19 protein-coding genes are annotated in these 24114 nt (G+C 42.4%); 8 read left to right on the forward strand and 11 right to left on the reverse strand.

All coding sequences use genetic code 11. The features are described from left to right. Window positions 1–34: 34 nt before the first annotated feature. The gene (locus R8O11_RS10415) at window positions 35–1414 is read left to right on the forward strand and encodes a hypothetical protein (RefSeq protein ID WP_318194129.1); all 1380 of its coding nucleotides are present in this window, start codon (window positions 35–37) and stop codon (window positions 1412–1414) included. A gap of 29 nt (window positions 1415–1443) precedes the next feature. Here R8O11_RS10415 and R8O11_RS10420 read toward each other — a convergent pair whose 3' ends face one another. The 5 genes from R8O11_RS10420 to R8O11_RS10440 form a co-directional block, all read right to left on the reverse strand. Further along, window positions 1444–1872 carry a phage protein gene (locus tag R8O11_RS10420; RefSeq protein WP_318194130.1) on the reverse strand — a complete coding sequence of 143 codons (429 nt, stop codon included), beginning with the start codon at window positions 1870–1872 and terminating at the stop codon, window positions 1444–1446. Between the two features lie 545 nt (window positions 1873–2417). Then, window positions 2418–2729, reverse strand: coding sequence for a stress response translation initiation inhibitor YciH (gene yciH, locus R8O11_RS10425; protein WP_005376292.1), 312 nt, complete (start codon window positions 2727–2729; stop codon window positions 2418–2420). A 1-nt stretch (window position 2730) separates the two neighbouring features. Continuing rightward, window positions 2731–3117 carry a DUF3319 domain-containing protein gene (locus R8O11_RS10430; protein ID WP_005376294.1) on the reverse strand — a complete coding sequence of 129 codons (387 nt, stop codon included), beginning with the start codon at window positions 3115–3117 and terminating at the stop codon, window positions 2731–2733. A gap of 128 nt (window positions 3118–3245) precedes the next feature. Beyond that, window positions 3246–4235, reverse strand: coding sequence for a D-alanine--D-alanine ligase (locus R8O11_RS10435; RefSeq protein WP_033907069.1), 990 nt, complete (start codon window positions 4233–4235; stop codon window positions 3246–3248). A gap of 149 nt (window positions 4236–4384) precedes the next feature. Beyond that, entirely contained in the window at window positions 4385–4954 is a 570-nt protein-coding gene (locus R8O11_RS10440) for an SPOR domain-containing protein (RefSeq protein WP_005390018.1), read from the reverse strand. Window positions 4955–5190: 236 nt separating this feature from the next. On the opposite strand from R8O11_RS10440, the gene R8O11_RS10445 reads away from it, so the two are divergent. Beyond that, entirely contained in the window at window positions 5191–7824 is a 2634-nt protein-coding gene (locus R8O11_RS10445) for a bifunctional acetate--CoA ligase family protein/GNAT family N-acetyltransferase (protein ID WP_085569030.1), read from the forward strand. 77 nt (window positions 7825–7901) lie between these two features. On the opposite strand, the gene R8O11_RS10450 is transcribed toward R8O11_RS10445, so the two are convergent. Next, window positions 7902–8789, reverse strand: a complete 888-nt coding sequence (locus tag R8O11_RS10450; RefSeq protein ID WP_017634152.1) for a LysR family transcriptional regulator — start codon at window positions 8787–8789, stop codon at window positions 7902–7904. Window positions 8790–9020: 231 nt separating this feature from the next. On the opposite strand from R8O11_RS10450, the gene R8O11_RS10455 reads away from it, so the two are divergent. After that, the gene (locus tag R8O11_RS10455) at window positions 9021–11159 is read left to right on the forward strand and encodes a TonB-dependent hemoglobin/transferrin/lactoferrin family receptor (RefSeq protein ID WP_053303617.1); all 2139 of its coding nucleotides are present in this window, start codon (window positions 9021–9023) and stop codon (window positions 11157–11159) included. A gap of 334 nt (window positions 11160–11493) precedes the next feature. Here the strand turns inward: R8O11_RS10455 and galE are convergent, their stop codons facing one another. Beyond that, on the reverse strand, window positions 11494–12510 hold the full coding sequence (gene galE / locus R8O11_RS10460; RefSeq protein WP_005386320.1) for a UDP-glucose 4-epimerase GalE: 1017 nt from the start codon (window positions 12508–12510) through the stop codon (window positions 11494–11496). 54 nt (window positions 12511–12564) lie between these two features. Next, the gene (locus R8O11_RS10465) at window positions 12565–14523 is read right to left on the reverse strand and encodes a diguanylate cyclase domain-containing protein (protein ID WP_186585309.1); all 1959 of its coding nucleotides are present in this window, start codon (window positions 14521–14523) and stop codon (window positions 12565–12567) included. A 319-nt stretch (window positions 14524–14842) separates the two neighbouring features. Between R8O11_RS10465 and R8O11_RS10470 the strand changes: the two genes are divergently transcribed. Genes R8O11_RS10470 through R8O11_RS10480 form a run of 3 tightly spaced genes read left to right on the forward strand, consistent with a single transcriptional unit; the run spans window position 14843 to window position 17213 of the window. Further along, the gene (locus tag R8O11_RS10470) at window positions 14843–15598 is read left to right on the forward strand and encodes a 5-oxoprolinase subunit PxpA (RefSeq protein ID WP_318194131.1); all 756 of its coding nucleotides are present in this window, start codon (window positions 14843–14845) and stop codon (window positions 15596–15598) included. Further along, window positions 15598–16281 (forward strand): 5-oxoprolinase subunit B family protein, encoded by a 684-nt coding sequence (locus R8O11_RS10475; RefSeq protein WP_005386313.1) that lies wholly within the window; start codon window positions 15598–15600, stop codon window positions 16279–16281. Before R8O11_RS10470 ends, R8O11_RS10475 begins: the two co-directional genes overlap by 1 nt. Further along, window positions 16278–17213, forward strand: coding sequence for a biotin-dependent carboxyltransferase family protein (locus tag R8O11_RS10480; protein WP_186585311.1), 936 nt, complete (start codon window positions 16278–16280; stop codon window positions 17211–17213). Before R8O11_RS10475 ends, R8O11_RS10480 begins: the two co-directional genes overlap by 4 nt. 28 nt (window positions 17214–17241) lie before the next feature. Here the strand turns inward: R8O11_RS10480 and R8O11_RS10485 are convergent, their stop codons facing one another. The 3 genes from R8O11_RS10485 to R8O11_RS10495 all read right to left on the reverse strand — a co-directional run bounded on the left by R8O11_RS10485 (window position 17242) and on the right by R8O11_RS10495 (window position 22182). After that, complete coding sequence (locus R8O11_RS10485; RefSeq protein ID WP_186585312.1) at window positions 17242–18681, reverse strand: FAD-dependent oxidoreductase; 1440 nt, start codon at window positions 18679–18681, stop codon at window positions 17242–17244. A 352-nt stretch (window positions 18682–19033) separates the two neighbouring features. Continuing rightward, window positions 19034–21490 (reverse strand): ABC transporter permease, encoded by a 2457-nt coding sequence (locus tag R8O11_RS10490; RefSeq protein WP_186585313.1) that lies wholly within the window; start codon window positions 21488–21490, stop codon window positions 19034–19036. Further along, window positions 21490–22182, reverse strand: a complete 693-nt coding sequence (locus R8O11_RS10495) for an ABC transporter ATP-binding protein (protein WP_005376323.1) — start codon at window positions 22180–22182, stop codon at window positions 21490–21492. Before R8O11_RS10495 ends, R8O11_RS10490 begins: the two co-directional genes overlap by 1 nt. On the opposite strand from R8O11_RS10495, the gene tesA reads away from it, so the two are divergent. Beyond that, window positions 22181–22783, forward strand: a complete 603-nt coding sequence (tesA, locus tag R8O11_RS10500; protein WP_005376324.1) for a multifunctional acyl-CoA thioesterase I/protease I/lysophospholipase L1 — start codon at window positions 22181–22183, stop codon at window positions 22781–22783. The genes R8O11_RS10495 and tesA overlap by 2 nt on opposite strands. A gap of 82 nt (window positions 22784–22865) precedes the next feature. After that, window positions 22866–24065, forward strand: coding sequence for an enoyl-ACP reductase FabV (fabV, locus tag R8O11_RS10505; protein ID WP_186585314.1), 1200 nt, complete (start codon window positions 22866–22868; stop codon window positions 24063–24065). Window positions 24066–24114: the final 49 nt, after the last annotated feature.

Genomic DNA, 24114 nt, shown 5'->3' on the forward strand with positions numbered 1-24114 from the left:
AGATACAACGAATAAGCGCGACTGTAGGTAAATAATGAACTTTTCACAAAACTTGAGGGTAAACTTCTGTGAGTTCGTCCTCAAACACCCCTATATTTTCCCTAAAAAGATACGAGAGTTAGGTCTATTTTACGATTTAGGCAGGAACGATGATGACGAATTAAATTCAATTAGTTTATTTGATCCCCAGTTAAAGTGGACAGCAAAAGGCATTCATTGCTTAGTGCAGCTCGATAGCCAAGCAACTAAGAAGCTATCCAATTGGCTCACGAAAAATGAAAAGTTTTCGGAAAGGGGCGTTTCGTTAACAAAGCAAAGGTCATTAGGAGCTTCTTGGGTACACTTTGGAGTTTTTACCCCGAAAACAAACGGGGAAATGTTTCTAATGAAACAAATAAAACTTAATATTGAGTCCGACTATTTTGAAGGGTGTGCGGTTAACTTTTTATCTTTTTGCAAGGGAAAGATATACCTTTCTATGTATCTGGTTTGCAATGAATTTACTACCACTTTGCTTAAAGATGTAGATGTTCGAGGTATGAAAAGTCGTGACATCCCATTGACAATAAACCCGTTAAATAAGAAGTTCGGTTCATTCGCTTGTAATAGCAATAGAGGGAAAGCATACGAAAAATTAGAACGTAACCTAGCCAGTTTACGAAAATTTGCCAACAACTATATTGACAACGTTCTGCATGAACTTGACTTAAAAAACCTATCCCAATACAACACGACAATCTCATTTGACTTTTTTCTTGACGAGTCTCGTGACTATTACTCAAGTGTCAGTAAGTCGAATAACGAGTTTATATTTTTAGTTGATAGTTTCTCTCAAAGGAACTCGTTTCCACTATCTAATAACAAAGGTGAAGTAATGTTTTGTCACCTTCCTGCGTTAAATCTTAATTTTGATAATATATACATAAGAAAGGACGAAGGTGATAACAATGAAGATACGAGTCGAGGGTACAGAGATAGCCCTCAGCACGCCACGGAATCACATAATATTTATTCGTTTATTTTCCTGTTTACAAAAAAATATATAGAAACCCACAAGCATTATGAGAGTATCTTACCCAAGAAGAAATCTCTTAGTAATTTGTACAAAAACCTTTATGAAGTCAGCTTGAGATTGCACGAACTAAAACGCTCCATCGAATCTTTTAAGCAAAGTGCTCGTATTGAAGAGTACCCGTCTTATAGAGCAAGTTTAGCGGAACACTTGTCGAAAATAATATATGACATCGAAGATTTTGAGAAAGAAATAGAGCAAGAAAAAAGAATAACAAACGAGCTAATACAGGCAGAAAACCTAACTTATCATAAGCGTTACTCAAAGATAGTTTTTTTCTTAATTATCGTTCAGGTAGTAATCGGCGGCCTTACTGTAAACTGGGGCGATTGGATTAGCTAACGGCTTTCAGTTATCGAAAGCCGAACTTATTACTTGTTACCTCTGAATTTTGTAGGTATCCACGGGGCTGTATTTCTGCGACCGCCACGAAATGGGTGTGGTGTAGATTGTAGCTCTGTAATCTTAGGCGCTTCGATGTGACCATATCGAGCCACCAATTCTTTATATTCATCACGCCAAAGGGCTTGCTCCTTTAACTCTGTCGGACTGAGTTGCCGACCGTCAGGACAAATCAACACAGCGCGTTTCTCATCAATCTTAAATCCTGACCAACGATTGTCGTTTGGAAGAAAGCCGAGACTTTTAATCAAAAGTAGCTTTTCGGCCATTGGATTTATCAAAATGCGGCCATCTAACCAACGACGAACGGTGACAGGTTTTACGTGAAAAAACTCAGCGCCGTGCTTAATGCTCGTGAAGTTTTGCCAAAACAACGTGGTGAAAGATTCTTTTGTCATGTGATGTGCCTCGAAATTCTTTATATTCTTAAAATTTTTTTTCGTGTGGCAAAGCCGAAAAATTTAACAAATCACGACTTAGGCCAAAACGCGTAGGTGGCGATGTTAATGAGGCATTAGAGAGAGAAAAAACAAACTTAAGTAAAATGCGACTGACAAAACAAGGACTTATATTTTGTTGAGTCGAAATTAAATCAGGAAGTATCAGAGCGTAAATCGGTGTAACTAAAACTAAAGTCAGTGCGTATTATATGTGTTATGTTAAATTCACAATGATTAGTATTCTGTACACGTACTTACCCTAAGGCTAGATAAATTAGAACGTTAACTTTATAACCCCTCTTACTTTCTTGGCAAAATCTATGAGCGTATATTTGTACATATAATGCCCTGAAAGCTGTTTTTCTAATTTAACCATAATCTATTTACCATAAAATAGCTAATATCAATCTATCAATCTACGATTGCTTGCTCTTCAATTAGCAACTTATAAAAAATGGCGTCTATTTCTTTAGACGCCATTTTTGTTTACTGGAAATATTAAATTAGCCACCGGCTAATTTGACTGTCATGCCTTTCTTTTCAAGATGTGCCTTGATCTTGTCTCTAGCATCACCTTGAATCTCGATATTGCCATCTTTTACAGAGCCACCACAGCCACAGACTTTTTTGAGTTCTGCCGCTAATAACTTTAAAGGTGCATCATCCAAGTCTAAACCTGTAACAATGCATACGCCTTTACCTTTACGGCCTTTCGTTTGGCGCTGAATCCGAACAACACCATCGCCTTTAGGGCGAGATACTTTTTCTTCTTCCGGTTTAATTCGACCGGTTTCTGTTGAATATACCAGAGTCATTCTATTGTTTCTTTTGTTGTTGAGCTTGCATCGCTTTTTGCTTTGCAACCAAATAAGCTTCGATATGGCGTTGAATAGCGGCTTTACTGCCCTTAATCAGTTTACCATTAAACATACAGTACCAAGAGTTAGGTTGGCCTGTATCGTTTTGAATAGTATAGCCGTTAAAGACCTCTGATTTTGCAACACCAGTTTGCTGCACTCTTTGTCCGAGTGAAGCAAACTCTTTGGGATCAATAATCGATGCGGTGTCACACCACCAATCAATGCTTTTCTTTACCGCCGTCAAACTGCCCTGTAAAACGTGGTTCTTGATTTTAACCTTCCAAACACTGCCATCTGATCCGACTGACTGCAGGTTAAAACCTCTATAATTTGAAATCGCCATACCACTGAGTCATCTGTTTAATGCGTTGATATAATCATAATTGCTACTGAGCAATATTCAAATACGGCTTGAATAATCCTTGCTCTAGAAAACAACTTGTATCATAAAACGCGTCTCGATAACGTTAATCACTTTGCACTGTTTATACAATCTTCCAAGAACTCATGAAATTTGTGCCCGTTGTTTTGAAGCATTTTAGGGAACATTGAGATCGGAGTCATTCCTGGAAATGTGTTTACTTCGTTTAAGTAAATCTCATCATCTTCCGTTAGGAAAAAGTCGATACGAGATAAATGACGAAGATTCATTTGTTTAAATACCGTCTCTGACGCGTGTTGGATGGAATCTAATTGTATTTGAGTTAGATTCTTCGCCTCAACTTCTGTGAGCGAGTGACTTGAACTGCTGTACTTTTCATCGTACGAGTAAAAAGCACCATCAGGCGCGATGACCTCGCCTGGCTTAGTGATATGTAGTTGGCCATTCATCTCATATGCAGCAACTTCAAGTTCTCGAGGTTTTACTGCTTTCTCAACCAACACTTGGTCAGAAAACCCAAAAGCATCATTTACTGCATTAGAAAGCTTGTCTTTTTCTGTGACACTGTAACAGCCAACGGAAGAACCTTGGCGAGCGGCTTTAACAAAAACTTTTCCCCACTTTTCAAAGGCTTTATGAGCTTGAACGTGAGCTTCTTCATCGTTTCGCGTTAAGAATAAGTATGGCGTATTGGGTATGCCGATAGCGTCGTACCAAAGCTTAGATGTGATTTTATTGAAACTATTGCTACTCGCTTCTGGCCCGCAGCCAAGATAAGGAATACCTGCGATTTCAAACAGAGATTGAATGTCGCCTGTTTCGCCAGGAAAACCATGTATACAAGGCACGATGAAATCAATGGTTTGATTAGATTCACTTGAGCACAACTGCTTGGTATTGAGATCCAAGTAAACCAACTCACCTTGGTTGGTCATCCAACCTTCGTTTTTTATTTCTACGCGTGTAACGTGAACGTCTTCAATAAGATTTAGTTGTTGTTCGACAAAGTTTGCAGACAATAATGAAATCTCGTGCTCAGAAGAGCCACCGCCGCATAGTAAAAGAATATTTTTAATCATGAATCCATCTTTCCGTGACCTACAAAAGATACTATTTATTATGATAAACCTTTGAAGTGTGACGTACAGTAATTTTAATGTGAGGAATGTTGTTCGAATAGGATTTGAGCAAATAAATAAGGGAGCTATTCGCTCCCTTATTTTATGTGTTAATTTAATTTGTTAAGCGTTGGGTAAGCTGAGTTTTTGATTGCATCAATGCTTTTAACAAATGGTCTTAACTGCTGAAATTGAGCTGGCAAAGTCGAAATCGCTTGCTTGGCTTCTGCGCTTGTTGCGTAGTCTCCGTATAAAACTGAGAACCACTTAGTACCGTTTACAACTTTGTAGTTTTCCCAAATTGGCTGACCGTTCTGTGGCAGCTTATTTGCAAACTGATCGACTTTAGCTTGGCTACCCACAGCTGCGACTTGAATGGTATAGCCGAATCGTTGAATGCCAGCTTGCTTTTTACTTGGTGGTACGATCTTAACTGGCTTCGCCTGCTCTTTTGGCGTTAGCTTGACTACTTTCTTTTCTTCAGGCTTTGCCGTCATTTTCACAACAGTTGGTTGTACGTCTTTTTCTACTACAGCGTTTTCAGACGCCATAATTGGTTTAGAGATACGATCTGATTTGTAGTCCTCTCGGTAACTTTCTGAGGTCACATCCGTGATGTAAGTTTCAGATGCACAAGCAGAAAGCAGAACTGACAAGCCGATGATTGCGATTTTTTTCATGAAGTAACAAATGCTCTGGATAAATATTACGATAAATCATGCCGATAGCAGGGCCGTTTATCAAGCATCAAATACAATAATCTGTGATTTTGATGTGATGAATAACACAAACTCCATAAGCATCGTACACATTTTCTGCAATGTCTGGTCTGAAGATGTTTTATCAGTAAATTATTCGTTTATGATTGATATGAAACCGAGAAGCCAACGTGACTTACAAACGGCCAGGAGTCAGCATGAATAAACTACATAAACTCTTTAAACCCAACTCTGTGGCCGTTATTGGGGCATCTCAAAAAGCATTGCGAGCAGGACATGTTGTGATGCGCAACCTTCTACAAAGTGGATTTGGTGGCGCGATTATGCCAGTAACGCCGCGATATAAAGCCGTATCTGGCGTGATCGCTTACCCTGATGTAGCTTCCCTGCCCTATACGCCAGATATTGCAATTTTGTGTACGAACGTTTCACGTAACGAGCAATTGCTTAAAGAGCTAGATGAGAGAGGCACACCGTTTGCGATTGTTATCTCTGATGACCCTAATCCTTTAGATATCTCATCATTGAACATTCGAGTCTTAGGCCCAAACAGCTTAGGTATCATCCTTCCTTGGCACAATTTTAACTGCACGTTTTCCCCTGTTGCAGCTAAACCCGGAAAAATTGCTTTCATCTCACAATCCGCGGCGGTTTGTACCACGGTTTTAGACTGGGCAAATGATAAGAACATTGGCTTTTCTTCGTTCATTTCGATTGGGCGCGGACAAGATATCGATTTTGCAGATTTGCTCGACTATTTGAGTATGGATGGAAACACTGAAGCTATTCTGCTTTATGTTGATAATATCCAAGACGCTCGCCGATTTATGTCTGCTGCGCGCGCCGCTTCACGTAACCGACGTATATTGGTGCTAAAAGCGGGCCGCTCTAAAGAGATGAATACTTTTGAGCAGCAAGACGGAGATACACTTGACGTAATTTACGATTCTGCTATTCGCAGAACTGGTATGTTACGAGTCAGCAATACGCATGAGCTTTTTGCCGCGGTAGAAACACTCACGCATTCTGTGCCACTTCGTGGAGAGCGTTTAGCGATCATCACCAATGGCGGCGGCCCTGCTGTTATGTCCGTTGATACTTTGATTGAACGTGGTGGCCAACTCGCAACACTTGATGACGCTTCCATTGAGCAATTACAAGCAGTACTTCCATCCAACTGGCGTGCTCGAAATCCAATTGATCTGTCTGGTGACGCAACCCAAAAACGCTATATTGATACCATTAACGCACTGATGAATAACGACTGTGCAGATGCGATATTGATTATGCATAGTCCTTCTGCTGTTTCTGATCCTCTTGAAACTGCTCAAGTCGTTATTAATGCCATCAAATCTCACCCTCGGCATAAGCATTTTAATATCTTGACCAACTGGTCAGGAGAACAAACGTCGAGAGAAGCGCGACTGGCCTTTACTCAAGCAGGCATTCCAACCTATAGAACACCTGAAAGTGCGGTTGTAGCATACATGCACTTGGTCGAATACAGACGAAACCAGAAACAACTAATGGAAACGCCAACGACGGCAGAGCCATTACATTCTGGAAGTGTGAGTTCAGCAAAAGAATGGGTAAACGAACGACTACTGGATAAAAACACAGTCACCTTGGATACGCATCAAACCAGCCCATTATTTAAGCTGTTCGGGTTTAACGTTTTGCCTACGTGGATTGCATCTGACGACATTGAAGCCGTTCATATGGCAGAAAATATTGGATATCCTGTTGCGGTTAAATTGCGTTCTCCAGACATTCCTCATAAATCGGATGTTCACGGTGTCGCTCTAAATTTAAGAAACAGTCGAGAAGTTTCCAACGCAGCGCTATCCATTTTAGATACCGTAAAGCTCAGCTACCCTTCCGCCAATGTACATGGGCTGTTGGTACAAGGGATGGCAAAGCTCGGCAGCGCTGAAGAGCTACGGATTAGTATTGCAGTAGATAAAGTCTTTGGACCAGTGATCTTGCTTGGTCAAGGCGGCTCTGAGTGGAATATCGCCCAAGATGCCGTCGCTGCACTTCCTCCTTTGAACATGACGCTTGCGCGCTACCTTGTCGTTGTTGCCCTAAAGTCTGGAAAGATTCGCCTGCAGAAACACAAAGATGCGCTCGATATTACTGAGTTGTCGAAGTTCTTGGTTCGTATCTCCCAAATGGCAGTTGAGTTACCAGAAATACAAAAACTGGATATCCATCCAGTACTGGTGTCCGGAAGCGATTTAACTATCCTTGATGCAGATGTCACACTGTGCAAGTACGAAGGAGACGCCCAAAAACGGCTAGCGATTCGCCCTTTCCCGGCAGAGTTTGTCGAAACTGTAACGCTTCGAGATGGCCAACCTATCCTGCTTCGCCCTATCTTGCCTGAGGATGAGCCGCTGCATGCTCAATTCATTAATAGCGTATCGAAAGAAGATCTCTATAAGCGATTCTTTTCTGAAGTTGGAGAGTTCAACCATGAGGCTTTGGCAAACTTTACTCAAATAGACTACGACCGCGAAATGGCGTTTGTTGCGGTAGCGTTTAATACTGACGGACCGTCTATCATAGGGGTAGCCCGCGCATTGATTACACCAGACAATAGTGACGCTGAGTTTGCTATTTTGGTTCGTTCAGATTTGAAAGGAAAAGGTTTAGGCAAAGTGCTGATGCAGAAAATAATCAGCTATTGCAAAATTAAAGGCACAAAGCAAATGTCTGGAATGACCATGCCAACAAACAGAGGAATGTTGATGTTGGCTCAGAACTTGGGGTTTGAGATCGATGTCCAGTTTGCAGACGGTACGGCAGATATGGTGCTCCCTTTAAATTGAAAAGCGCAGCATTAGCGATGACTTTTACTTCTTACATTCGATAATCAATGGGAATCTAAGAAGTAAAAGTTACGTTGTTACTTTAGTTTCCAATTCTTTTTTAAGTACTGAATACACCAGGATTTTGCCTCACCCATAGTGTTCCGGCGCCATGCCAAAATAATATCCATCGGCTGTTCTTCAGTGCCTTCGATTCGTTTCAATACACCACTATCAATAAGAGGTTGTGCAATTTGGCTTGGTAATGTACCAATGCCTAAACCTGCAGTTAGCGCTTCTACTTTTGCCGTAAAGTTGGTGACGGTCAAGCGAGGCTGTTTTTGAATGATATTAATTGAGAGCGCTGGTTGCTCACGTGCGGTATCTGCAATAGCAATAATCCGATACTTTTCTCGCGCTGCTTCATCAAACTTACCACTACGCTTGTGAACATAGTGATCAGCGGAAGCTACCCAATACATACTCATTTTACCAATTTTTTCTGACTTAACTTCTTGAGGAAGCGTATCCAGTGATGGGCAAATCAGTAAATCAGCTCTCCCCGTATTCAACGACTCCCAGCTACCAGCCAGAATCTCCTCTTGCAGCCTGACTCGAGTTGAGCTGACCTCGGCCAGCGCATCAACCATCGGGAAAAAGTTGGATATAGGAATAATGCCATCGAAGGCAATGGTAATATCCAGTTCCCAGCCATTCGCCAATAACGTTGCATCGTTCACTAACTTTTCACTGGCTTGTAAAATGGCTCTTCCTCTTTCAAGAATAAGCTTACCTGCTTCAGTAAAATGGGCTTTGTGACCAGAGCGATCGAAGATAATAATGTCTAAGTCTTGCTCGAGTTTCTGGATTTGATAGCTCAGCGATGACGGGGCTCTGTCTAACTCATTCGCAGCAGCAGCAAAACTCCCTCTTCGATCAATAGCATCTAGAATATGGAGTGCTTCTAACGTAATTGGACTCTGCACATGGCCTCTCTTAATGTGATATCCATCACATTCGTTGTATTTGGATGAACTTATCAAGAACTAACGACAAATAATATAACATATTGATAACTAAAGACTAGGAATGCTCATAGCCTAAGAAGAAGATTCAATACAAATCAATAAATGACAATGGTAATGATAGTAATTACCATTTAGATCCATTAATATCCGCGTGTTGTTACCTATTATGGATCTAAGGTATTGAAGCCAATGTATAAAAAATCAATTTTGTCAGCCTCCATTTTAGTTGCCCTTTCCCATACTGCTTATGCGGAAGAAGCTTCTAAGTTTGAAGAAGTCGTTGTGTCGGCCACCCGTACCAACCAAACCATAAACACTGTTGCTGCTTCTGTTGCTGTTGTATCAGAGAAAGACATCGAAGAAAACATGGTAAAGGACTTGAATGATCTATTCGAGTATACGCCAGGTGTTACTGTTAATGGCACTCAACGCCAAGGCGTCCAAAGTATTAACATTCGCGGGATGGAAGGTAAACGAGTTAAAATCTTAGTAGACGGTGCATCTCAACCAGGTGTATTCAGCGGTGGACCATATTCGTTTATCAATTCTAGTGCCGTTACTGTCGACCCCGATATGCTAAAGAGTGTCGAAATTGTTAAAGGAGCAGCTTCTAGCCTACATGGTAGTGATGCAATTGGCGGTGTTGTCGCATTCGAAACAAAAGATCCGAAGGATTTCCTCAAAGATGGTAAAGACTTTGGTGGTCAAGCTAAACTCTCTTATTCATCGGAAGATAACTCTTTTAGTGAGCATGTAGCTTTAGCAAAGCGTTTCGGTAATACAGAAGCACTTATAGCCTTTACACGCCGTGATGGTGCAGAGCTACAAAATTTCTCTAAGGCGCCTTACGATAACTATTCTGTGGACAACCAAGATTATTACAAAAACGATCTATTGGTAAAACTTCAATCTCAATTGAATGACGCTCATCGCTTGGAGTTCTTGGGAGAAGTTATTTACAACGAGACTGACTCAGAGATCGCACATAAAAGTTACAAAAACTTCAACGCTGAAGACACAACCAAGCAAAATCGCATTGGGCTCAAGCACATTTGGTTTGCAGATGCAGCTATCTCGGATACGATCACGTCCAAGCTTACATGGATTGGTAAAGAAGAAAACGGCGTGTCTAATCGCTTTATCGAAGCCAGCCCAGGTTACCCACCTTACGTACCGCCTAGTGGTGACAACCAACAGAAAAAAGATTACGAATATACTGAAGACAAATTTGAATTCGAAACTCAGTTAGATAAAGAGATTCAAAATCACTATATTGTTTACGGAATATCGTACAAACATAGTGACATCAGTAATACCAATCGCGAGTTTAATTCCGATCCTGGCACGCCAGATACTGTTTACGTTTACACACCGGATGCAAAAGAAGAAAGCTTTGGTTTATTCTTGCAAGATGAAATTTCGCTTCTTAATGACAAGCTAATTCTGACTCCAGGTGTGCGTTACGATTACTTCTCTACTAATCCTTCAAATACTTCTGAAGAGTCATTCGAGAAGTTTAGCGACTCTGCATTAACTGGTCGTTTAGGAGCAACTTACTCTGTATCGCAACCTGGCACGATCTTCGCGCAAGTGAGCCAAGGGTTCCGAGCGCCATCGTTCGACGAGCTTTACTACACCTACGATAATCCGGCTCATGGCTATACCAACCGCCCTAACCCAAATTTGGGATCTGAAAAGAGTTTGTCTTATGAACTTGGTTACCGTCATAACACTGCAGCGTCTGCAACTGAAGTAGCGTTCTACTACAGTGATTACAGTGACTTTATTGAGCAAACGTCATCAAACAATGGTGGTTTAACTGAATTCACAAATATCAATATTAGTGAAGCAAACATTAAAGGGGTTGAGCTCTCTAACCGTCTTGATTGGCATGCCATTGCTGGTCTTCCATCAGGCGTGACAACTCGCTTTGTTGCAGCATACACAGAAGGTGAAGATGGTGATGGTAATCCTTTGAACAGTGTAAACCCATGGAATGCCGTAGCTGCTGTAAATTACGATTCACCAAATGCACTTTGGGGGACAAGCCTAAAAGTAAACTACACGGCTAAGAAATCGAACAGTGATATCAACTCTGATGGTGATAAAGGCGGAATCAAAGACCAAGTTGCTTTGCCGTCTGCGACAGTCGTTGACTTAACGGCGTACTACAAACCAATGAAAGATATAACCATTCGTGCTGGTGTTATGAATCTAACGAATGAAGAATACCATCTTTGGAACGATGTTCGCGGTAAGACTGAGTTAAGTCGAGACAAAACGCAAGCTGAGCGTAATTACAACATTAGTGTTAAATACGAGTTCTAAACCTTAAAAACACAAAAGCCAGCGTAATGCTGGCTTTTTTATGGCTTTCATTTCAAAAATGTAAAGAAAAGTATGAAAAATGAAAGTTTACTGTTTTGCCATCTCTTTTTTCACCATTACTGCTGCTGCAATGATGAAAGTGATGATCAGACCGAGTTCCATGAACTACCCCAATAGCTACGAGAAAATTTATAACCCAAATTAAGAGTCGGGCATAGTTTAACAGCTCTATATATACTTGCTACCTTTTAACCAGTAATTTACGATTTTTTCCGATTTGGATCAAAAAAGACGCAATTATGCGCCTTTTTGTTACTATTATGTAAATTAAAGATTAGGCATCTGGATAACCTTGAGGGTTAGTAGACTGCCAGCGCCATGTATCGCCAGTCATTTCTTCTAGAGTACGAGTTGCTTTCCAACCTAACTCATTCATCGCTTTTGATGGATCCGCCCAACACTCTGCAATATCACCTGGACGACGCTCAACAAGTTGGTATGGGACATCTTTACCACTTGCGGCTTCAAATGCTTTCACCATGTCCAGTACACTGTAGCCGTTACCAGTACCGAGGTTATAGATATGAAGGCCAGCTTTGCTACCTACTTTTTCTAATGCAGCAACGTGACCATCGGATAAGTCCATTACATGAATATAATCACGTACGCCTGTGCCATCTTTGGTCGGATAATCACTACCAAACACAGAAAGGAACTCTCTGCGCCCTACCGCAACTTGAGAAACAAACGGCATTAAGTTGTTGGGAATACCTTGAGGATCTTCACCTAGCTCGCCTGTTGGATGTGAACCTACCGGGTTAAAGTAACGAAGAAGTGTAATGCTCCAGTCAGGGTTCGCATTTTGGAAGTCGGTTAAACACTCTTCTACCATTAATTTGCTGCGCCCATATGGGTTAGTTGCGCTAGTTGGAAAGTCCTCAGTGATGGGTACAGATGCAGGATCACCGTATACAGTCGCTGATGAACTAAATACCAACGATTTAACTCCGGCTTCACGCATTGCATCAACCAATACTAACGTGCCATTAACGTTGTTGTCGTAATACTCTAGAGGTTTTGCTACAGACTCACCGACGGCCTTTAAACCTGCAAAATGGATAACAGCTTCAATATTGTGCGACTTTAGTGCTTCTACCATCGCTAATTTGTCTCTGATATCGGCTTGAATGAAGGTTGGCTTTACACCACATACCTTTTCAATTCGATCTAATACCGTAGATTTACTGTTGTACAGGTTGTCTAGAATTACTGGCGTCATGCCAGCTTCGATCATTTGAATACACGTATGACTACCGATATAACCCATACCACCCGTAACGAGTACTTTCATTTTATTATTCCTTCTGACGCGAATCGGGTTAGTTTAAAGCTTTGACGTTACGATTTAAACTGTCTCTTGTAATTCGCATCCCATTAATATTGCTTGGCCTTTCCCGGCTTTCTTTGCTTGATACATTGCCGTATCCGCACTTTTTAAAACTCGAGTAGCATCGCGCTCATTTACGCCGACTAATTTTACGCCGATACTAACGCCAACTTTGAGTAAGTGACCTTTGTACTCAATTGGAGCACATATGCTCTCGAGCAACTGTTCTGCTATTCGGGTGACCACTTTTTGATTGGCGGGATTAACCAACATGACAAATTCATCACCAGAAAGTCTTGCGATTAAATCACTATGTCTCGTCGCAGATGTTAGACGCTCGGAAACTTTTTTCAAAACTTCATCACCTGCATCATGACCGTAGGTATCGTTAACTTCTTTAAATCCATCCAGATCGAGGTACAAAACTGCAAATTCGTCACGCAAGTATCCAGAGCGTTGTACTAGTTGTTCCAACTCTAAATGGAACTTAGATCGATTTGCTAACCCCGTTAAAGCATCGTGATGAGCTAAATGCTCCAATCGTTCCATCTCTTTTGCGCCGGAAAGGTCGGTAAGAACAATAACCAGATCATAGAAACCATAGTCTTCACACTTAACGATACGATTGACTCGAGCAAACATCGGTACAAACTGACCAATATGGTTCTTCTCGATAACTTCACCTTGCCAAACGCCATAATTTTCTATCGACTCGATGATACTAGGCATCATTTCCTGTAACTTGCGCCACTTTAGCGTTTGGATGAATGACTTCCCAATAAGCTGATCCACCTCTAAGCCGACTAACTTAGTGACGGCAGGGTTTGCCATCGTAATGACACCGCGATGATTAAGAACAATGAGACCATCTTGGCTGCTTTCAAAAACGCGTCCCGCAACACGTTGCCGGTTTATGGCTTCTTCAATTTCGGTGATATCTTGAATCGAAAACAGTAAGTATTCATGTGTCGAGAGGCGACGACTGGTTAGGCTCAACTGCTGTTCGTTATCTGCATTTTTGAGGTGAATATCATCGCACTCTAGGCCTCGACTCAGGATCTGACTCAGCTCATTCGGTGTTTTGGTTTTAATTAGATCACGAATATTGGCGTATTTAAGCTCATCTAATTTTTTTTGAAATATTTGCTGGGTCGCCGTATTACAATGAATAACACGTCCGGAATTGTCGGTAATAACTAATGCATGCTGAACAGATTCGATAACCTCTTCTGAAAATGCGCGCTTTTGTTCTAGTGTGTCTAGTGAATGTTGCCGCTGCTTCTCACGTACTGTTAACCTGTTCATCATTTGATTGAAAGATCTCGCGAGCTCTCCAATTTCATCGTTGGCGTAATAGCGTGCTTGATTTTCCGTGCTTCGTCCGTGTGTCACATTCTCTATTACGCGGCTAAGCTCCATAACGGGCTTGAGAACAAGCCTCTCGATACTTATGTAAAAAACAGTGCCACCAGCGATCAGAAACAGAAGAAGTAAAGCGCCATCTTGAAGTAAAGATTGTATGGCTTCTACAATTGGGCGATGAGAAAGCGTAACTCTCATGCTACCAATGACATAGCCATCATGGATAATCGGCTCTAGAACATAAAGAAATTTGGTTGATAAGGCATAGCCTAGAGCGTGCAACCTACTTCTTTCGGTTTGACTTGGAACGGGTGCTAGTGCCCCACTTATCTCCATAACAGCGAATGGTTGGTCATCTTGGTCATAAAGTTTGACCCGCGTTACATTTGGCTGGTTTAAAAAGTTGGCGAGAATAGTTTGAGCTTTTTGCTTGTCCTTTGTTGTCAGCGCATCTTTAATTGAGAAAGAAACATTGTTAATCAGCTTTCTTGTCTGCTCGACCAGTTCATGCTTAGACGATTGGTATACAGTATACGAGGTGTAACCTTTTGAGATAACAAAGATAGCCGTTAAAAAGACCAGAAGAGGCCAAATAAGCTTCGCTCGTAATGACATATATATTCCTGTCGCAGACAACCACAAAAATGACAGAAGAACCATTATGCAATCTATCACCCATGAAGGGCGACAAGATTAACACGATGCTAATGCAAAATAACCTTAAATTCTCAAAAATTGGATGGAAAAGAAACGAAATACCTTAAAATTCGGATCAACTCAAATAACGGCAACATCTTTATGGACTAACGTGATCTTTTTCGTCAGCTATCTGCTCAAAAAGCTTCGTTTTCATGATAGAAGAATGAAGTGAGTCACTGAACCTAGATGCATTTTCCTGCATCGTAAACCCCTTGCTTGTGTAGAAATAAAACGTATGACATTGAATAAACAGCAACTTACATTGAACTGTGATATGGGCGAGAGCTTTGGCTCTTGGAGTATGGGCGCAGATGAAGACGTGATGCCCCATGTTGATATGGCGAACATCGCGTGTGGTTTTCATGCCTCCGACCCTAATGTCATGCACGACACTATCACCCTAGCGAATGACAACGATGTTGATATTGGCGCACATCCAGGTTACGCCGACCTACAAGGCTTTGGCAGACGAAGCATAAGCATGACGGGTGATGAAATTACGAACATGGTTATATATCAGGTTGGTGCTTTACAAGCATTATGCCGGGCGCAATACACAAACATCAGTTACATAAAACCTCATGGCGCTCTATACAACGACATGATGAAAAGTGATGCGATATTTAGAGCGGTAGTAAAGGCGGCAGCACTGTTCAAAGTACCGTTAATGATCCTAGCTTCACAGGAAAACGAAAAATACTTAGGAATCGCAGACGATTATGATGTTCCCTTGCTATTTGAAGCATTTGCAGATCGTTTATACCAAGATGACGGCTTACTGACTCCTAGAACACAGCACAATGCCGTGTTAAAAAGCGAGCACGCGATACTTGAGCAAGTCCGGACCTTAGCTGACTCTGGGCGTGTCAAAACCGCTTCAGGCGGTTACATATTATTGGAAGCCGACACAATTTGTGTTCATGGTGACAATGAAGAGTCGATCGCGCTGATCCAAAAGATCCGCCAAAGCCTATACGCTGGAGGAAATTAATGCATAAAGAGAAATTTAATATCTCTTTGATCTCCGAGTGCAGTATTTTCATTAAGTTTGATGAGAGTATTTCTGAAAATGCAGTCGGAGAGCTTGCTCGCAGCATAAGAGAAACTTTCGCTTCAATTGTTATGAACGTTGTCCCCTCCTATCAAACTATTCTCATTGATTACTTACCTTTTCGAATCAACGAAAAGAACTTAGTCAATGAGCTGCAACAAATCGTGAGCCAGTTTGATACTCAATCACTTAAGCTTTCCCAGCCGAATCACATTACTATCCCTGTATATTACTCTGAAGAAACCGCGTTAGATCTATCTCGTTTTCAAAAGCGAGGTCTGTCATTAGACGATCTTATTACCCTGCATACGAAAACCGAGTACGCGGTTTCTGCAATTGGCTTTGCTCCAGGCTTTGCATTTCTCTCTGACGTTGATACTCAATTGCACATGGCAAGGCTTGCCACACCAAGAACTCAAGTGCCGGCCGGAAGTGTAGGAATCGCAGACTCTAAAACGGCCGTCTATCCATCAGATAGTCCTGGCGGATGGAACATTATTGGTAAAAGCCCGCTTGCGCTCTTCTCCGACTCTCCTCCTTTTATACCGTTTGAAGTGGGTGACAAGGTCACCTTTAATGCTATTTCAAAACAAGAGTTTATCGATTTAGGAGGCGTACTATGAGTTACGGTGGATTACTGGTGGAAAAGCCAGGACCGCTCTCTTTAGTTCAAGACTTTGGTCGTTTTGGCTTAGCGCATGTCGGTGTGACTCAAGGTGGCCCGGTCGACGACTATGCTTACAGTTGGGCCAACCATTTGCTTGGTAACGTAGTCAATTGCGTTGCAATTGAAATTACTCTGGGTAACGCTTGTTTTATTGCATTGCATAACTGCCACCTTGCTATATGTGGCGGTGATTTAAATGCAAAAATAGATGGTGAACCTATTTCAAATTGGTCTGACTTTACGTTGAAAAAAGGACAGAAGCTTCAGTTCGGAGTCGCAAGGAATGGACTTCGCTCCTACCTAGCGGTTAAAGGTGGGTTCAATGTTGCTCAGCACTTAGGAAGCGCATCGACCGTCTTGCGAGAATCTCTAGGTGGTTATGATTCAAATGGTGGCGCTTTGAAAGCTGGCGATATTCTTCCCTTTGTCCCTCATAACTTACCGAAACGTAAACCAAGGCAAATGACGTTTCGCTTTAAGCCAGATTACAACTTACCCATTAAGTTGAGAGTGATTGAAGGCTATCAGAACGAGGACTTTGATGAAGACACTCGCCAAGCATTTTACAACAAAGCATTCATCATCTCCCCCAATTCGAATCGCATGGGCTACCGTCTTGAGGGCAATAACATTCATCCACCTTACGAAGGCGTCCTATCAGAGGGAATTGCATTAGGTTCAATTCAAGTACCTAGCGATGGTAACCCTATTGTGCTGCTCAACGATCACCAGACTATTGGCGGGTATCCTAAATTTGGCTGCGTAGCTCGTATTGACTTACCTAGACTGGCACAGGCGAAACCCGGACAAAAAGTCAATTTTGTGAAAGGAGATAGACTAGGCTTGCAAGAAGTATGGTGCCAATGGGCTCAGTTTTTTGGGTATTAATACAACCACTGAGCCCAAACACAGCCGATTATGCAGGCATACCATAACGCACTGCTAAAGCTTGTGGATAGCCTCGCTCTTGAGTGAGTTTAATCGCGTACTGCTCGACCTCTTGTTCAGACCACTTTACAGCGACCGGATGCTGTGTTTCCACATTTTGGTTAGGATCGATGTCAAACCAGAATTGAAGCATTTTTTGCGCTGCGAGTAGTGTCGATGACGCTTTTACCACCTCTATTCTCGCGTAGTGGTTATCTTCAAAAGTCACATCTGCCGCTCTGAGTACTGGATCTGTGCCGGGAATTTGCTGAGCGCCAAATAATGCTTTTCCTCCTTTTACAGCAGAGTGATAGTCGGGAATGAACTGTGCCATGTGTTTGATGGCGTTGTTCGTTCGCTCTTCTAACACTTCTTCTCTCCAGCCGTTACGGATCTTCGAGAGTAAAGGCATAGGCAGTTCAGGTTGAGCAGATGAGTTCGTGCTCTCCACTAAACCATCTTCAAACAGCGTGATTCCTTTTGTCATACCATGAAGTTGAAAGTAACCATCGCCATAAGGCGTCAATTGAGCCATTCCTTTATCGGTTCCACGCGGGCCATGAAAAATAACTTCTGGCCATTGTTGTTGACAGTCTGCCCACCTCGTAACGTAAGCGGCTTTAAACTCCACCAACCTGTCTCGCTTGGCACCAACTGTGTTGTCAATTGAGCCTGTTTCAAAGCCACACGCGTTAACCAAGTAGTCGCATGTCATAAGGTAATCGATACCTTCACGTTCATAGCCAAGTTGCCAGTGTTCCCCCATCCAATCGGCTTGCTTAAACGTTGCTTGTGTGAAGACCGAAGCATTAGGAAGCGTATCTAGTGTTAAGTTGGCAATTGCAGCGAGGCGAAAAACACTCCAACCATATTCTTGAACTGCGACAACAGGATACTTTAGCGCTTCAAGATCAGCATGTTGAGCAAAAGGAATACACCACTCATCGAAGTTTGTAGGATGACTTGGTTGAGTACGTTGCGCGAGAGCTTCTAGCTCCGCTTTTGAATACAGTTTGTAGTATTCGCTTGGTTCGCCGAGCACTTTATTACTCTCATCTTTATCAACGAGCGTTTGATAAGCACTTTTCACAACCTCTAATCGCGGAATTAGTGTGGATGGGTCTCCACCATCGGAATGAGGAACCGCGATGATTGTCGGACGAATATTCAGTGAAAGCGGATACAGGCGAACAGTATCAATAGATTGTGCTAACAAGTCTAAGCATTGTCGCTCGGAAATCTCTCGATATAAATTACCACCAGCATGCAAATGACAAATGGGTGGACCATTTACTAGTGATACGCCCTTCTCTATTACGGAAACTTTAAAACCCAGCTCCGCAAAATGAATTGCTGCTGTTGCACCTGCTACACCGCCACCAACAACAGCGATATGCTTATCTTTATAACTTGGAAACTCAGACTTCATTGCTTCACTAAAAATTTTATAAGGAAAATTCTTTACTAACGGTGAATTCTACTCGTGTTTGGACTTGATTAAAATCACAAAAAGTTCATGGGTTTGCGAAATATCCAACAGCGCCTGTAAAGTGCATTAAAGTAGAAAAAATTTGCGAAAAAGTACTTGACGACATGGTTAAGAAGACACTTTTTTGTGTCTATGTGAATAAGAATTTCACTGTAAGACCCATGGCGCAAAGCCTGCAGAAACACCCCACTTTTTACCCCATTTAGTTATCCCAAAAGTTATCCACTGTTTTTGTGGATAACTAAAATAAAAGTGTCATGGAGTGTTCCAAACTTGATAACACTCGCTGCGATTAAGTGTTTACTGGCGTTAACAATCTTTTCAACAAACTCATCACTACAAGTGCCAACGTAACAAATGTTGCAAGCGGTAAAGCTATCCACAATTCGGGGTGAATTTGTGCATTGAGATCGAATCCATATGTCATGACTGCGGCCACACAAACTTCCGCAGCGAATACCGCAACACCACTAGCAATCAACGCCATAATTCCGTACTCGGCCCACAGGGTTGTGTTGATCCGTTTCTTACTTGAACCTAATGTGCGATACAAACGAATCTCTTGTTGGCGTTGGGACAAGCTTAACCTCAGTAGCGTAAAGATGAGCAGCAGACCAGCAACAACGCCTAAAAGAGCAAGGATGGTGATTGCTGATACGATTTGCTGAATCAAAGCCTGAATTTTCTCGCCCATAGTTCGGATATCTAAAACAGAGACCGTTGGGTGAGCACGTGACATTGACGTCAACAACGCTTCATTTCCTTCTTCAATCCTATAACTGATGAGGTAAGAACCAGGTAAATTAGCCATCACGTCAGATGAGAAAATAAAATAAAAGTTAGGCTTCATGTCACGCCATTCGACATAACGGATGGTATCTACTACTGTATCGTAATTCTGGCTGTTTATTACAAAGCGCAGCGTATCACCGAGTTTTATGCCTAAGTCATTTGCTACATCCGCTTCTACAGATACACTCCCTTTGTTTGTCCATTCACCCGAAAGCACATCATTATATTCTGGTAGGGTATCTCCCCATGTCAGGTTTAGCTCTCGACGTATCGCGTCAGAACCTTCTCCTTCGTAATCAATCTCTTTGACGTTTTGACCGTTAATCTCTGTTAGTCGTCCACGAATTATTGGATAAGCTTGTGACCGCGTAACTCCATTTTTATCTAGGGTTTCTAGGTAGTTATCGAGCTCATAATCACCAATGTTCAAAGCGAACACATTTGGCGCGTCTGCAGGTAAGGTTCTCTCCCAATCCGCGAGAATATCGCTGCGCACAAGCCAAATGATAGACAGCAACATCAAAGATAATGCCAAAGCACCAAACTGTAGGCCGCTGGTTACTGGCGTCCGGTTGATACGACTCAACGCAAGCTTCATTGCAGGATGGGTTGACACACGTGCAAACAGCTTTGTGAGTGTGACGCTAACTGCTGCGAGTACCACAAACAGTACCGCTATACCAGTGAGCACGATCCAAACTAAGGTGTTATCTGCATACAGTAAAAGCAGTGGAACAACGGGAACTAGAACAAGTAAACTTCGCTTCCAAGAACGTTGCGCTTTACCCTGCTGTAGCACTTCTAACGCGGGAGTTTTAATCAAGCCTAACAATGGTATACCGAGAGCAGGCACCGTAATCAAGACTGCTGAGATAAATGCCACCAACAATGGTGTGACGCCGTAACTAGGGAGTGGCTCGGGTAATAAGTCTTTGAGTGGAATGCGTAATAAATATTCCAGCCCGCTCCCTAACAATAGACCGACGACACTGGCACTAATGAGAAGGATTGTGACTTGAATAAATAACCACTTTTCAATCCATCGGCGACTCGCACCAAGACTTTTCAACATCGCGATAGTTTGTGTCCGGCTGTTCACGTAATTTTGACAAGTAAGAACCAATGTTGTCGCTGCCATAATGATGACAATCGCTACGGTCAACGACAGATACTGCGTCGTGCGTTCAAAAACCTCATTACTACGACTGGCAGTATCTTGCGTGCGCCAGCGATCGCTCGGAGAAAGCTGCGTATCATCTTGTAAGCTCTTTAGTGTTTTATCATCGGCTTGTAAAAACAGACGGTATTGAACTCGGCTCCCAACTTGAATTGCTCCTGTTTTATCTACGTCACTTTGATGAATGTATGCAGAAGGCATTTGCTGAAATGGATTAAAGCTCAAGCCTGGTTCCATCAATACTGCGCCTGATACAGTAAACTCGGCATCGCCTATCGTGACACTGTCACCTGACTTTACGCTTAGTTGAGTCATAATCCGCTCATCAAGCCAGAGTTGGTTCTCTTTAACGCGACCGGCTGGATTATTTTCAAGAACGAGCTCTCCCATTAAAGGGTAATTATCATCCACCGCCCTTACAGAAATAAGCTGCATACCATTATCGCTAAATGCCATAGTGGCAAAGCGTGTCATCGTCGAACGTTCAAGGCTTTCAGTCGAGGCTAACAACGTGTCCGGAATGGGATTAGCAGACACAAACACCGCATCTGCCGTTAATGCATCCTTCCCTTGCTTGACGATCACCTGCTCCATTCGTTCTGCTAATGCAGAAAGCGCAAAGATACTCGCAATCACGAGAATAAGAGCAACGCTAATAGGCCAAAGGTTCCCCTGCCTTATTTCGCCGAAACTCCAACGTATCAAACTTTTATTCGGCGAGTGCTGTGTTGTACTGTTTTGCTCTGTGGATGTTGCTTCACTTGATGATACTGCAGACATTATATCTCCTCCTTAAGCTCACCCGCCTCCATACGATAAATACGGTCACATCGGCTTGCTAGATGACCATCGTGTGTTACTAAAATCAGAGTTGTCCCGTGCTGTTCATTAAGATCGAATAGCAGCTCAATCACTTTGTCTGCGGTTTGATGGTCAAGATTGCCGGTAGGCTCGTCTGCGAACAACAGCTCAGGCTGTGTCATAAATGCACGCGCTAGCGCAACTCGCTGTTGTTCACCACCAGATAACTGGCTTGGTAGATGATCGACACGTTTTTCCAATCCAACAGCAGCTAACAATTCCGCTGCTCTTGCTTCATCTTCGGCTTCACCACGTAAAAGACAAGGAAGCGTGACATTACGTAATGCACTCAAACTCGGGATTAACAGGAAACTTTGGAAAACGAAACCTAAAGAGTCAGCCCGAATTTTCGCACGTGCTTCATCGTCCAGTTTTGATAATTCATGACCTAATAAAGTAATTTCGCCTGATGTCGGCGTATCAAGACCAGCTAGCAACGTCATCAATGTTGACTTACCTGCACCGGAAGTTCCGACGATGGCGATTTTTTCTCCTTTTCGGATGTCAACATTTACGTCTTTGAGGATTGTTAATTGTTCTTGATTAGTAGAGACTTGTTTAGAAACCAAATTGGCTTGAACAATAGGTGCATTAAGTACAGGTGTTTGCATGATTCGTATACTTTCCTTAGTTCTATTTTTTTGTTTTTCCGCTACTGCACATGCGAGCGAAAAGCTACTTGTCTTGGGTGATAGCTTGAGTGCAGGCTATCAGATGCCGATCGAAGAGAGTTGGCCTAGCTTACTCCCTGATGCGTTGTCAGAACATGGTCAAGATGTAACAGTTATTAATGCCAGCATTTCTGGCGATACCACTGGCAATGGCTTAGCACGGTTACCTCAGTTGCTAACTCAGCATAGCCCTGACATGGTACTTATTGAGTTAGGTGCCAACGATGGCCTAAGAGGTTTCCCTCCTAAACTTATTACGTCGAATCTTTCAAAAATGATTACCATGATAAAAGATTCTGGTGCGGACGTTGTCATGATGCAAATTCGGGTTCCGCCTAATTATGGTAAGCGCTATAGCGATATGTTTTACGATATCTACCCTAAGCTTGCACAGCATCAACAAGTTGCCTTGATGCCATTCTTCTTAGAGCATGTTGTCACCAAACCAGAATGGATGATGGATGATGGCCTTCACCCAAAACCAGATGCACAACCTTGGATCGCTGATTTCGTTGCTCAAGAATTAATTAAACATCTCTAATTTTAATGGTCTAGCTCAATAAGTTTTACGTAACTTTACGTTAATCTATTTTCAATTCCACTCATCGAGGATAGATAACAACATGCGAATAGAACCGTTAATTCAAGGTGTTGTTGCTCGCTCTGCGCACCCCAAAGGGTGTCATGCATCTATTAAAGAGCAAATTGAATACGTAAAGCACGCCCCACAGATCAAAAAAGGCCCAAAACGGGTTTTGATTATTGGTGCCTCCTCTGGTTTCGGCCTAGCGGCACGAATAGCCCTAACGTTCGGTGGCGCTAACGCCGATACCATTGGCGTCTCATTTGAGCGTGGCCCTTCAGAGAAAGGGGTTGGGAGTGCGGGTTGGTATAACAACGTCTTTTTTAAGCAAGAAGCAAATCAAGCCGGGCGTACCGCAATAAATATTGTTGGCGATGCATTCTCTGGTTCGGTGCGCAATCAAGTGATTGAAGCCATTGAAACGTACTTTGAGGGTGAAGTTGACTTAGTCATCTATAGCTTGGCAACCGGTGTTCGACCTAAACCTGAATCTGATGAGTTTTGGCGCAGTGTCATTAAACCTATTGGTGAACCTGTCACTGGCGCTTCTATCATGCTGGAGAACGATAAGTGGATAGAAACCACCTTAACGCCTGCAACAGAAGAGGAAGCCAATGCCACCATTAAAGTAATGGGCGGCGAAGACTGGGAAAGCTGGATTGACACACTCATCAATAACGACTCTATCGCAAACGGCTGCAAAACCATCGCCTTTTCTTACATGGGCCCTGACATTACGCACCCAATTTATCTCGATGGTACGTTAGGTCGAGCGAAAATCGATTTACACCAAACCAGTCATTCATTAAACCTCAAACTCGCCAACTTTGACGGCGGTGCTTACGCAACCGTGTGTAAGGCGTTGGTGACGAAAGCCAGTGTATTCATCCCTGCTCTAAGCCCTTACCTGTTAGCGCTTTATCGAGTGATGAAGGAAAAAGGTACTCACGAACGCTGTATTGAACAAATGCAGCGGCTGTTTACTACGAAGTTATACGATCAAGAGAAAGTGCCAGTTGATGGCGAACGCTTGATTCGAATAGATGACTTGGAACTTGAACCGCAAGTTCAACAAGAAGTCCACGCTCTTTTAGAACAAATGAATGCTGATAACTTTAAAGAGATTGGTGATTACCAAGGTTTCAAAGATGAATTTATGAAGCTCAATGGCTTTAACTTTAAAGATGTCGACTATTCGCAAGATATTTCTATTGAATCGTTAATGTCGCTTAAGCCTTGATGCTTGTTATCTGTTTCAAGGATGAGATATGTGACAACTATTCCTAGTC

The sequence above is a fragment of the Vibrio sp. 1288 genome, from assembly GCF_033344475.1.

Excerpts from the sequence above, each read along its gene's own strand:
- R8O11_RS10475 (WP_005386313.1), top strand. The coding sequence starts at position 15,598 with ATGCATAAAGAGAAATTTAATATCTCTTTGATCTCCGAGTGCAGTATT.
- R8O11_RS10415 (WP_318194129.1), top strand. The coding sequence starts at position 35 with ATGAACTTTTCACAAAACTTGAGGGTAAACTTCTGTGAGTTCGTCCTC.
- R8O11_RS10455 (WP_053303617.1), top strand. The coding sequence starts at position 9,021 with ATGTATAAAAAATCAATTTTGTCAGCCTCCATTTTAGTTGCCCTTTCC.
- yciH (WP_005376292.1), bottom strand. The coding sequence starts at position 2,729 with ATGACTCTGGTATATTCAACAGAAACCGGTCGAATTAAACCGGAAGAA.
- galE (WP_005386320.1), bottom strand. The coding sequence starts at position 12,510 with ATGAAAGTACTCGTTACGGGTGGTATGGGTTATATCGGTAGTCATACG.
- R8O11_RS10490 (WP_186585313.1), bottom strand. The coding sequence starts at position 21,490 with ATGTCTGCAGTATCATCAAGTGAAGCAACATCCACAGAGCAAAACAGT.
- R8O11_RS10445 (WP_085569030.1), top strand. The coding sequence starts at position 5,191 with ATGAATAAACTACATAAACTCTTTAAACCCAACTCTGTGGCCGTTATT.
- fabV (WP_186585314.1), top strand. The coding sequence starts at position 22,866 with ATGCGAATAGAACCGTTAATTCAAGGTGTTGTTGCTCGCTCTGCGCAC.
- R8O11_RS10430 (WP_005376294.1), bottom strand. The coding sequence starts at position 3,117 with ATGGCGATTTCAAATTATAGAGGTTTTAACCTGCAGTCAGTCGGATCA.
- R8O11_RS10435 (WP_033907069.1), bottom strand. The coding sequence starts at position 4,235 with ATGATTAAAAATATTCTTTTACTATGCGGCGGTGGCTCTTCTGAGCAC.
- R8O11_RS10480 (WP_186585311.1), top strand. The coding sequence starts at position 16,278 with ATGAGTTACGGTGGATTACTGGTGGAAAAGCCAGGACCGCTCTCTTTA.
- R8O11_RS10420 (WP_318194130.1), bottom strand. The coding sequence starts at position 1,872 with ATGACAAAAGAATCTTTCACCACGTTGTTTTGGCAAAACTTCACGAGC.
- R8O11_RS10470 (WP_318194131.1), top strand. The coding sequence starts at position 14,843 with ATGACATTGAATAAACAGCAACTTACATTGAACTGTGATATGGGCGAG.
- R8O11_RS10495 (WP_005376323.1), bottom strand. The coding sequence starts at position 22,182 with ATGCAAACACCTGTACTTAATGCACCTATTGTTCAAGCCAATTTGGTT.
- R8O11_RS10465 (WP_186585309.1), bottom strand. The coding sequence starts at position 14,523 with ATGTCATTACGAGCGAAGCTTATTTGGCCTCTTCTGGTCTTTTTAACG.
- R8O11_RS10485 (WP_186585312.1), bottom strand. The coding sequence starts at position 18,681 with ATGAAGTCTGAGTTTCCAAGTTATAAAGATAAGCATATCGCTGTTGTT.
- R8O11_RS10440 (WP_005390018.1), bottom strand. The coding sequence starts at position 4,954 with ATGAAAAAAATCGCAATCATCGGCTTGTCAGTTCTGCTTTCTGCTTGT.
- tesA (WP_005376324.1), top strand. The coding sequence starts at position 22,181 with ATGATTCGTATACTTTCCTTAGTTCTATTTTTTTGTTTTTCCGCTACT.